Below are 11,207 nucleotides of genomic sequence, written 5' to 3' on the forward strand. Positions count from 1 at the left end.
AACGGATCATTCCGACGACCGTGATCCGACCAAGGACACGATGACATTCTTGTTCCCGCGTTCTTCGACCGTCAGCAAGTATTGTCGGTCGACTCCCAGAGGTTCATTGACGAAGCGTAGCCTGTGCTCCCCCACCGGGAATTCGATCGACCGAATCGGGGTTTCGCCAAGAAAACGATCCCCTTCATAGACCCTGGCCCAAGGAATCGCCTGGATCGCCGGAATCACCCCAACCCGACCCGGGACAGCCAAAGTTGTGCCGATCGCCGGGGCATCGGGCAATAATACCCCGGTCGGACCCGCGACAGGCCCGGTTGAAGGGGATGCCGGGGTAGGTCCCGGGGAAAGGGCCGGGGCCAAGCCAAACACCTGGGCCGCATTCTGCTTCTGATTTCCCGCTTTCGACCTTGCGATTGGCTGGTCGAGCCTGCCCCCATTCCCCACCTCGGAATTGCGCAATCCCTTGAGCTCCAGCGGAACCTTGTTTTTTGGATCGGAGATCGATTCCGTTGACCTCTTGTCGGAATATCCCCGAGTCAGATAGGCCCCCGCCGCTCCGATGATCACGGTCGCTACGAGGCCGGCCGCAGCCTTGCGAAGTCCGCCCCCGTATGGCGTGCCAATCTCGCGCACAACTGCGTGCCGGTCCGGCGGGTCTTCGAATCGGGGAAAATCCTCGATGTCGAGTTGCGTCGCTTCTCCCACCTCACCCGGAAATAGTTCCCCCCAGAAGGTTTCGACTTCCCGCGTCGTGGCCCGGAAAGGAATTGCTGCCTCGACCGCCATCATGAACGAATCGCCGTCTTGAAAACGATCGGACGGGGAGAAAGCAAGCGACTTTCGTATCAGCGCCCTGATTTGCGGATGCGCATCGGCAGGCAACTCGACCCGATCAAGATCGAATCGTTCCAGCAATGCGCGGGCTTCTTCCATGTTTTCAGGACGAAACAGTGGTTCGCTGGCGAGAATCTCGGCCCCGACCACGGCAGCGGAAAACAGGTCCGATCGAGGGTCGTCACCCCGGCCTTCCAATGATTCAGGTGACAGGTAACCAAGCTTCCCGTCTATGGGGATCCTTTTCCCGTCGGCATCCGATCCTGATTTTCTCGAGATTCCGAAATCGGCGAGCTTGACGGTCCCGGTGCGGGTTACCAGGACGTTCGACGGGGATATATCTCGATGAATGATTCCGCGTGCGTGGAGATAGCCCAATCCCGAGAGGATGCCCTCCATCCAGAATCGCCAGACGGATAACGGAATATGCTGGCCGGTGGCGCGCAACTGGGTTATGACGAGGGAAAGGGGAAATCCGTCCACATATTCCATGACGAGATAATATCGGTCGTTTGACTGGCCGAAGTCGAAGACGGAGACCACGTTGGGATGCGACAACGAGGATGCGAGGCGCGCCTCCCGGATGAACATGGCGCGAAAAGACTCGTTCTCGGTCAGGGCTTCATGAACGACCTTCAGTGCAACCTTTTTCGAGAACCCGTGGTCGGATCGAAGGCGACACAGGAACACCTCGGCCATCCCGCCCGAAGACAATTTTCGGACGACCGAGTATTTCCCGAACTGGACCGGTTCTTCCGGGGAGAGGTCTGCCAATGGTTTGTCAGCCTCGCTGATGTCCCGGAAATTCCATTTCGAATATAGCCCCCGCCGGTTCGTTGCTGCGAACGCTGACCGTTCCCCCGTGGTCGTTGGCGATTGCGCTGACGATCGCGAGTCCCAACCCTGTCCCCCCGGGTTTCCTCGAAAAATAAGGCTCAAAAAGGTGGTCCCGATCCTGGGGATTCACTCCAGGCCCATCATCTGCCACTGAGACGCGAACCCAGTCGAGTTCGAGGGTCCTTTCACAAGTGACAACGACGTGCCCATGACCTCCAAGTGCCGCAGCGGCATTCTCGAGCAGGTTGGTCAATGCCCTCCGCATCTGGAATGCATCGAACAGGATGCTGGAGACGTTCTCGCAACGATAGTCCCAGGAGATCTCGGGATATTTGTCCCTGAACGTCTCGATCGTGGACCTGAATTCCTCTCCGAGGTTCCCTTCGGTCAATGCAGGTGCAGGCATCCGGGCAAACCGGGTGAATTCCTCCATCAACAGCTTGAGGATCGCCACTTCGGAGAGAATGGTCTGCGTACAATCGCCGAAGGCCGGATCATCAGCATGGGAGGCGCCGTATCGTTTTTGCAGCCTCTCCGCAGACAGCTGAATCGGCGTCAGGGGATTCCTGATCTCGTGGGCGATGCGTCTGGCGACTTCGCGCCATGCGAGCACCTTCTGCAGTTTCATGGTCTGAGATAGATCGTCGAACGCCACCACGGTTCCCAAGTGCCCTCCGTCCTCGTCCTTGAGGTTGGTAAGGCTGATCCGAAGCGAGATCCGTTTCCCTTCCACGGGCAATTCGACCTGTCGAACGATCTGCCGCGTGCCGGCGGACCCGATCTCGCGAGACAACACCCGGACGGTCTCATAATGCTCTTCGAGCAGGACTTCCCGGTAAGGTTTGCCGACGGCGAAACCGTCCGTCACCCCCAGCAGTTTTTCGGCAACCCGATTGATCATGGCGATCCGGCCGTAGCGATCGAGCACGACAACCGCCGTTGAGATGTTCGTCAGGATCGTCTCGATGAATTGTGTGCGGCGTTTTAGCTCGTCGTAGGTCGTCGAAAGGGAGTTGTGCGCCTCCTCGAGGTTTTTCTTCATATCCTTGAGGTCGCTGATCATCCGATTGAACGAAGAGACAAGATAGCCGAATTCATCGTCGGAGACGTAATCCAGGTGAACATCGAGGTCTCCGCCTGCGACGCGCCTGGTCCCCTCCGCCATCAACTGCACAGGAACCGTGATCTGTCGGGCGAGATAGATGCCCATCCAGGTTGCGGCAAACATGATCAGCAACGTGATCAGGATCAGGATGGCAATGTAGCTGGCCCGGATCGGGTCGTCCAGAAGCCTGACTTGATGGTATTCGTCGTAGGCCTCGGCAATCGAACGAATCCGTCGCGCCTGTTCCGGTGGAATCGTTTTGATCGCGACGAGAATGCGCCCTTCTCCGATGCCGATCGCCCCGGAGGCGTAGGAATCCCCGATAAAAGTTCGGGAGTTCTTTCCTGGTCCCGGGAGAGTTTCGCCCTTGAGACGGGAAGCAATCTCCTCGATGATCTGGCCGCCGACCGGCCCCGCGTGCCCGAGGACGCGTCCGTCCTTCAGGAGAACGAGCGATATCGTGTTGTCGGCGCCAAGCCATGGAGCCAGCGTGCGTACGCCGTTATCGTTCCCTAATGCCGCCGAGATCGCTGGTGCCAGGATCCGGGCCTGGTCCAACATGACCAGGGCTTCCCCGTCGAGGCCTTTCCGGGCAATTTCGAGCGCATCGGTCAGCGCGACCCCTACCCGCCCCCCGATCCAGCTCCGGATGTTCGTCGTGGTGATGTTGGTCGCAGTGATGAAAAGGAGGGTGGTCGGGATCAGGGAGAAAGCCGTGAACATCAGGACAAGCCGGGTCCTGATCCTGGACCCGAGGATTTTCCGCCTTCGATCCAGGATCATCTTGAAGACGTTTCGTGTGACGAGGAAAATCAGGAGAACGATGAGGATGACGTTGGTATTGATCAGGGCAAAGATGATGATGTTGCCCGAGTAGCGGACCGAGCTCCCGATGGTCGCCAGGTTCGCCTCTAGAAGCGTCAACACAAGCACGACGGCGGCCACGATCCCGATCGCGATCCGCTCCCGCCTCTGCTTGACCGGATCGTTTCCCGTCGGTTTTTCGACGATATCCGCGGAATCGTCCATTTTCATTGGACGGTCAGGTACCCGCGCGCCCATCCGGTCTCGACGTCCCATAGCGACGAAAAAAAGATGATGGACCGAAGGGGATCGGAAAGGCCGACACGATCGAGGTGCGTCCGAATTCGAACGCGGTAGTACCTCCCGCGTTCGGGGTCGGAGGACACGGGAACGGGCACCTCATATTTCGTCATGCCGGACAACGCGTCGAATATGTCGGTGAAAAGCTCTTCCTTCCCGCCCCGAACGAGTCGGTAGACTCTGGACAGGGCGTCGAACCGAACCGTTCGAAGAAGTTCGACCTCGCCGACAGTCTCGTTGAACCACCCGTGCCGAACCTTTTCGATCTTGATATCGGTCTTGAAGGAGATTTCGATGCCGCTTTTCAATGCCTCGACCATTTCGGGGGAAAAGGCATTTTTCAGAGAAAAATAAACGCGAGCTTCCCTGGGGCGGATTTGCCCGTGGATATCGACAACGGCGGGGATCCCTGGCACCGCGATGGCCGCGGAGGGGAAAAGCTGGATTGCGACAATTGCCCACGCGACAGCGGCAAAAGCCCAAAAACCTCGACCGTTAATTTTTGAGGCCCCGTAAATCAAAGCAGTGATTCCTGGATCGCATTCCCGGGAGGCGTCAATCCCATGTGACGCCACGCCGCGGAAGTAGCGACGCGCCCGCGTGAGGTGCGCTGGATAAACCCCATCTGCATCAGGAACGGCTCGTAGACGTCCTCGATCGTATCCCTTTCCTCGCTGCAGGCAGCCGAGATCGTTTCGATTCCGACAGGCCCGCCTTGAAATTTTTCGAGGATGACCGCCAGGATCTTCCGGTCCATGACATCGAGTCCCTCGTGGTCGACCTCCAACTCGGCGAGGGCCATTTCGGCGATCCCCTTGTCGATGGCGCCATCGCCCTTCACCTGTGCGAAATCCCGGACCCTCCGGAGCAGACGATTTGCGATGCGCGGGGTCCCCCTGGATCGGCGGGCGATCTCTTGTGCCCCCGCCGCATCTATAAAGATCGAGAGAACCTGTGCCGATCTCTTTAGAACTTGGACCAGTTCTTCCGCCCGGTAATATTCGAGTCGGAACGTGACTCCGAAGCGATCCCGGAGGGGGGAGGTAAGCAATCCCGTCCGTGTGGTAGCGCCTATCAGGGTAAAGTGGGGCAGCGCAAGGCGAATCGATTTGGCCGACGGCCCCTGCCCGAGAATGATGTCGAGGGAGTAGTCCTCCATCGCGGCATACAAGAGTTCCTCGACCACGCGTGACAACCGGTGTATTTCATCGATAAACAGGATGCCGCCCGGCTCGATGGCGGTCAGGAGCGCGGCGATATCGCCTTTTCTTTCGATGGCTGGTCCGGAAGTGGTTCGGATTCCGGCGCCCATTTCGTTGGCGATGATGTTGGCAAGAGTGGTCTTTCCTAGACCGGGGGGGCCAGACAACAGGACATGATCGAGTGCGTCTCCCCGTGTCCTGGCCGCCGAGATGAAGGTCTTCAGGTTGGAAACGATGCGTTCCTGCCCGATGAAATCAGGAAGGTGTTGCGGCCTTAAGGAACGCTCCAGAAGATCGTCCTCGCCATTCCCTTCGGGATCAATAACGCGATCTTCCAATTCGCTCATCCGTGGCTTTGGATTTTTTGCTGGAGACCATCTAAATCAACGCCCCGTCTTCCGGGCGGTTCCATAAAGATATGCCAGGCTTTCCCTGACCAATTTGTCGGGATCGAGATTTTCAGGATGCAATTTGCAAACGTGAGAGACCGCACTGTGGGCTTCGTTTCTTTGATAGCCAAGCGAAACGAGGGCTTCTATCGCATCGTTCAGTCCAGCCGCTGAGACGGCGGACCGGTCCGATTCGTTGCCGGGTTCAAGGTTATCCAGTTTTTTAAGGCGATCGGGAAGTTCGGCGACCAGACGTTGAGCAAGCTTTTTCCCGATGCCGGAAACCGAGGCAAACAGCTTGGGATCCCCTCTCAAGGCGCCATCAATGACGCCTTTCTTCCCAAGAGACGAAAGGACGGCAAGGCCCGATTTCGGGCCGACGCCGGCTACTCCGGTCAAAGCGTAGAAAAGCGCCCTCTCGTCTTCCGTCAAGAAACCGAAGAGATCGGCGCCCCCATCGCGCATCTGCAGGTGGGTCAGTATTGTGACGTCGGATTGCCCGGGGGGAAGCGAATCAATCGTCGTCGTCGTTACGGAAACCTTGAACCCGATGCCCGCACACTCGACTACGACGAAATCTCTGCCCCGTTCGAAAAGCGTTCCGCTGAGGTGATTGATCATTGTTTGGCCATGATATCACGAAGTCGCTTGGCCGATTGGACCCGCGTGAGCGTTAAGCCAGCTGATTATTGAATGGTGTGGTGGTTGCCCCGCAATAGGCCATCGCCAGCGCGTCGGAAGCATCAGCGGGGATCTTTTCCCGAATGCCGAGCAACATGCCGATCATACCGGCTACCTGTTCTTTTGAGGCAGCGCCATACCCGGTTGCGGCAGACTTGATCTCTTTCGCGCTGAATTCCGATACGAGAACATTATGCATCCGGCAGGTCACGATCGCGGCCCCCCTCGCCTGCCCGAGCTTGAGAGCCGATGAGGGGTTCTTGGCCAGAAATACCTTTTCGATAACAGCCTTTTCTGGTTGATATTTCAACAATAGCTTTGAAAGCGCTTCATGAATCTCAAAAAGCCGATCGGGAAAGGAGGAAGTAGTGTCGGTCTTGATGACTCCCCACGCGATCGAGGATATCGCCGCACCCCGCCCCGTCCTCACGATCCCATAACCGGTTATCCTGGACCCGGGGTCTATCCCGATAATGATACGCCCTTGACCGGTCAACCGTTGAAGGACTCGAGCACTTCGTCGGGGATATCGAAGTTGGCCCAGACATTCTGCACGTCATCGGATTCGTCAAGCGCCGCCATCATCTTAAGCATCGATTCCGCAGGCCTTCCTTCAAGGTGGACGGTAGTTTGCGGAACCATGGCGATTTCTGAAGTTCCCAACGGGATCCCTTTGTCTTCCAAACTCTTCTTGACGTCCTCGAACACCTCCGGCTCACACCGGACTTCAAATTCGTGGGATTCGGGGTCATTGTCGACATCGTCCGCGCCCAGTTCCAACGCGATCTCGATCAGCTTTTCCTCTTCGATCGCTTCCTTCGAGATGTTGATCGAGCCCTTCTTGCTGAACATCCAGTTGACGCAGCCGGTTTCGCCCAGGTTCCCGTTGTATTTCCCGAACGTGTGCCGAATATCGGCCACCGTCCGGTTCTTGTTATCGGTCAGCACCTTGACGAGGACGGCAACCCCGTTTGGACCATACCCTTCGTACATATATTCTTCGTAGGATACGCCCTCGAGATCTCCGGTACCCTTTTTGATGGCTCGCTGGATGTTGTCGTTGGGCATATTGACGGCGCGGGCATCGACCAGGGCTGATCTTAGCCGTGAGTTCCCGCCTGGATCTCCTCCGCCGATTCTGGCCGCTGTGATAATTTCACGGGTGATCTTGGTGAACATCTTACCGCGAGCGGCGTCGGCCTTGCCTTTTTTGTGCTTGATGGTGCTCCATTTGTTGTGGCCCGACATGGCTTGTACGCCCCCTTGGTGTTTTATATTTTGATTTCGATGCTAAAAACAAGAAAAAGCCCTTGCTCCGTTGAAGGCGCAAGGGCTTTAAAATAAATCCGGCGGCGACCTACTCTCCCACAGGTGAAACCCGCAGTACCATCGGCGCTGGAGAACTTAACTTCCGTGTTCGGGATGGGAACGGGTGTTGCCTCTCCGCCATCGCCACCGAAAACCGTGAATCGCTTGAAGCGCTTCATGCGCTCAACCAATCCTGTAGTGCGTTCGTTTTTTCTTTCATCCGTTGAATAGTGGTCAAGCCTCACGGGCAATTAGTACCGGTTAGCTGAACGCATTGCTGCGCTTACACACCCGGCCTATCAACCTTGTAGTCTACAAGGGCCCTTTAGGGGGATCAAGTCCCCGGGATAACTCATCTCAGGGCGGGTTTCCCACTTAGATGCTTTCAGCGGTTATCCCTTCCGCACATAGCTACCCAGCGATGCCCCTGGCGGAACAACTGGTACACTAGCGGTGCGTCCATCCCGGTCCTCTCGTACTAGGGACAGCTCCCTTCAATTATCCAACGCCCACATCAGATAGGGACCAAACTGTCTTGCGACGTTTTAAACCCAGCTCACGTACCGCTTTAATTGGCGAACAGCCAAACCCTTGGGACCTACTTCAGCCCCAGGATGCGACGAGCCGACATCGAGGTGCCAAACCTCCCCGTCGATGTGGACTCTTGGGGGAGATCAGCCTGTTATCCCCGAGGTAGCTTTTATCCGTTGAGCGATGGCCCTCCCACGAGGAACCACCGGATCACTAAGCCCGACTTTCGTCCCTGCTCCACTTGTTTGTGTCGCAGTCAGGCTCCCTTCTGCCTTTGCACTCTACGCGCGATTTCCAACCGCACTGAGGGAACCTTTGGGCGCCTCCGTTACTTTTTTGGAGGCGACCGCCCCAGTCAAACTGCCCACCTAACAATGTCCCGTGACCAGTTTCATGGCCACCGGTTAGAATCCCAGTACTGTCAGGGTGGTATCCCAAGGTTGACTCCACAGAAGCTAACGCCCCTGCTTCGCAGTCTCCCACCTATCCTGTACAGACAATACCGAAATTCAATGCTAAGCTACAGTAAAGCTCTACGGGGTCTTTCCGTCCAATCGCGGGTAACCGGCATCTTCACCGGTACTACAATTTCGCCGAGTCCCTTGTTGAGACAGTGTCCAGATCATTACGCCATTCGTGCGGGTCGGAACTTACCCGACAAGGAATTTCGCTACCTTAGGACCGTTATAGTTACGGCCGCCGTTTACTGGGGCTTAAGTTCAAAGCTTCAGGTGGAGCAAGCTCCCCTTAACATTTCCCCTTAACCTTCCAGCACCGGGCAGGCGTCAGCCCCTATACATCGTCTTACGACTTAGCAGAGACCTGTGTTTTTGCTAAACAGTTGCCTGGACCTATTCTCTGCGGCTCACTTTCATGAGCACCCCTTTTCCCGAAGTTACGGGGTCAATTTGCCGAGTTCCTTAACAAGGGTTTCCTCGATCGTCTTAGGATTCTCTCCTCACCCACCTGTGTCGGTTTACGGTACGGGCACCTTTATCCTCAATAGTGGCTTTTCTTGACAGTGTGAAATCAGTCACTTCGCGGAGTAAACCGCTCCCCATAAAGTCTCGCGATTAACGAACCTCCGGATTTGCCTAAAGGTTCTCACTTGACTCTTAGGCGCACATTTCCAATCGTGCGCTTGACTTATCCTCCTGCGTCCCCACTTCTCTCAAACAGATAAAGCTGGTATCGGAATATCAACCGATTGTCCATCACCTACGCCTCTCGGCCTCGGCTTAGGTCCCGACTAACCCTGAGCGGACGAGCCTTCCTCAGGAAACCTTGGGTTTTCGACGAATGGGATTCTCACCCATTTCTCGCTACTTATGCCAGCATTCTCTCTCCTGCACTGTCCACCGTTCCTTACGATACGGCTTCGTCCCGTACAGGATGCTCCCCTACCCATTGTATTAATACAATGCCACAGCTTCGGTGGTAAGTTTTAGCCCCGGACATCTTCGGCGCAGGACCTCTCGACCAGTGAGCTATTACGCACTCTTTAAATGTGTGGCTGCTTCTAAGCCAACATCCTGGTTGTCTGTGAAATCCCACATCCTTTTCCACTTAACTTACACTTTGGGACCTTAGCTGATGGTCTGGGCTGTTTCCCTTTTGACTACGGATCTTATCACTCGCAGTCTGACTCCCGGATTAAAGTATATGGCATTCGGAGTTTGATAGAGTTCAGTAACCTAGATGGCCCCTAGCTCATTCAGTGCTCTACCTCCACTACTCATCATCCGAGGCTAGCCCTAAAGCTATTTCGGGGAGAACCAGCTATCTCCGGGTTCGATTGGAATTTCTCCGCTATCCACAGCTCATCCGATGATTTTTCAACATCAACCGGTTCGGACCTCCATTAAGTTTTACCTTAACTTCATCCTGGCCATGGATAGGTCACCCGGTTTCGGGTCTATAGCACATAACTTTCGCCCTATTAAGACTCGGTTTCCCTACGGCTCCGTACCTTAAGTACTTAACCTCGCTACGCACCATAACTCGCTGGCTCGTTCTACAAAAAGCACGCCGTCAGACATTAACGTCCTCCGACTGTTTGTAAGCACACGGTTTCAGGTTCTATTTCACTCCCCTTCCGGGGTTCTTTTCACCTTTCCCTCACGGTACTATACGCTATCGGTCACCAAGTAGTATTTAGCCTTGGGAGGTGGTCCTCCCTGCTTCCCACGGGGTTTCACGTGTCCCGTGGTACTCTGGATCAATCCTAAAGACTCTGCTTTTCACTTACAGGGCTATTACCCTCTATGGCCGACCTTTCCAGGTCTGTTCAGTTAAGCTTCGTCTCCGTTTATGGACTGTCCACAACCCCACACCTAAAAGGTATGGTTTGGGCTCTTCCCCTTTCGCTCGCCGCTACTTAGGGAATCGATTATTCTTTCTCTTCCTCCGGGTACTTAGATGTTTCAGTTCCCCGGGTATATCTTCATATACCTATTTATTCAGTATATGATACTTGAGGTTACTCAAGTGGGTTCCCCCATTCGGATATCTACGGATCAGGGCCTATTTGCGGCTACCCGTAGCTTTTCGCAGCTTATCGCGTCCTTCATAGACTTCTGGTGCCATGGCATCCACCATGCGCTCTGATTTGCTTGATCTAAAACGTGCACTTTTACCTCTTTCGAAGTTACAGATAACACGATAAAAAACATAACTTGCGTAGTCATGAAATACCTTTTGGTATTTTTTAATGTAATATTACTAAGTCCTTACGAACTTCGTTTTTCATACATTTTAAAATCGAAAACATTAAGATTTAAAAAATCTCTTTGTGTTTTGACTAGTTTTGTAGTACTTTTGTTACCCTCAAATCACTTTAATGTTAATTTCCTACCTGCTCTTAAGACGCAAATCTCTTGATTAGGTAGTTAAGAATTAATATCTTACGATATTTAATTCTTTTGCATTAATACGTATATCATACGTTCGCATTTTCATGCGTTTGCATTTGAGTTTTTACAATAACGATTTTGTTAGAATCGTTCATTCGTTGTGTAGTTTTCAAAGAACTAGTGAAAGAGTTAACTCTAAGAACAACGTATGTTGTTCTTAGATATTAGTCCTTCAAAATTAAACAGTGGAAGGCTAAGCTTACGCTTAGCAACAAACCTTGCATCTTAAGGTCCAAACACTTTGAACTAAGACAGCATTACTACTTGCCTTAGCACGGGGAATTTTAGCCCAAGAAGTATTCCT

Annotated in this window: 7 protein-coding genes and 2 rRNA genes; all 9 read right to left on the minus strand. The window is 54.3% G+C overall.

Annotated features, from left to right (window positions below):
- Positions 1–6: 6 nt before the first annotated feature.
- Positions 7–1,608, minus strand: coding sequence for a serine/threonine-protein kinase (locus tag VGK27_12480; GenBank protein ID HEY3490920.1), 1,602 nt, complete (start codon positions 1,606–1,608; stop codon positions 7–9).
- Between the two features lie 7 nt (positions 1,609–1,615).
- Entirely contained in the window at positions 1,616–3,811 is a 2,196-nt protein-coding gene (locus VGK27_12485; GenBank protein ID HEY3490921.1) for an ATP-binding protein, read from the minus strand.
- Positions 3,808–4,455, minus strand: coding sequence for a DUF4390 domain-containing protein (locus VGK27_12490; GenBank protein HEY3490922.1), 648 nt, complete (start codon positions 4,453–4,455; stop codon positions 3,808–3,810). Before VGK27_12490 ends, VGK27_12485 begins: the two co-directional genes overlap by 4 nt.
- Positions 4,398–5,420 carry a Holliday junction branch migration DNA helicase RuvB gene (ruvB, locus tag VGK27_12495; GenBank protein HEY3490923.1) on the minus strand — a complete coding sequence of 341 codons (1,023 nt, stop codon included), beginning with the start codon at positions 5,418–5,420 and terminating at the stop codon, positions 4,398–4,400. The genes VGK27_12490 and ruvB overlap by 58 nt, the downstream gene beginning before the upstream one ends.
- Positions 5,421–5,465: 45 nt before the next feature.
- Positions 5,466–6,092 carry a Holliday junction branch migration protein RuvA gene (ruvA, locus tag VGK27_12500; protein HEY3490924.1) on the minus strand — a complete coding sequence of 209 codons (627 nt, stop codon included), beginning with the start codon at positions 6,090–6,092 and terminating at the stop codon, positions 5,466–5,468.
- A 52-nt stretch (positions 6,093–6,144) separates the two neighbouring features.
- Positions 6,145–6,648 (minus strand): crossover junction endodeoxyribonuclease RuvC, encoded by a 504-nt coding sequence (gene ruvC, locus VGK27_12505; protein HEY3490925.1) that lies wholly within the window; start codon positions 6,646–6,648, stop codon positions 6,145–6,147.
- On the minus strand, positions 6,645–7,400 hold the full coding sequence (locus tag VGK27_12510) for a YebC/PmpR family DNA-binding transcriptional regulator (protein ID HEY3490926.1): 756 nt from the start codon (positions 7,398–7,400) through the stop codon (positions 6,645–6,647). The genes ruvC and VGK27_12510 overlap by 4 nt, the downstream gene beginning before the upstream one ends.
- A gap of 96 nt (positions 7,401–7,496) precedes the next feature.
- A 5S ribosomal RNA gene (gene rrf / locus VGK27_12515) occupies positions 7,497–7,612 on the minus strand.
- A 78-nt stretch (positions 7,613–7,690) separates the two neighbouring features.
- Positions 7,691–10,609, minus strand: a 23S ribosomal RNA gene (locus VGK27_12520).
- Between the last annotated feature and the right edge of the window lie 598 nt (positions 10,610–11,207).

The sequence above is a fragment of the Candidatus Deferrimicrobiaceae bacterium genome, from assembly GCA_036504035.1.
Classification (GTDB): domain Bacteria; phylum Desulfobacterota; class Deferrimicrobia; order Deferrimicrobiales; family Deferrimicrobiaceae; genus JANXPS01.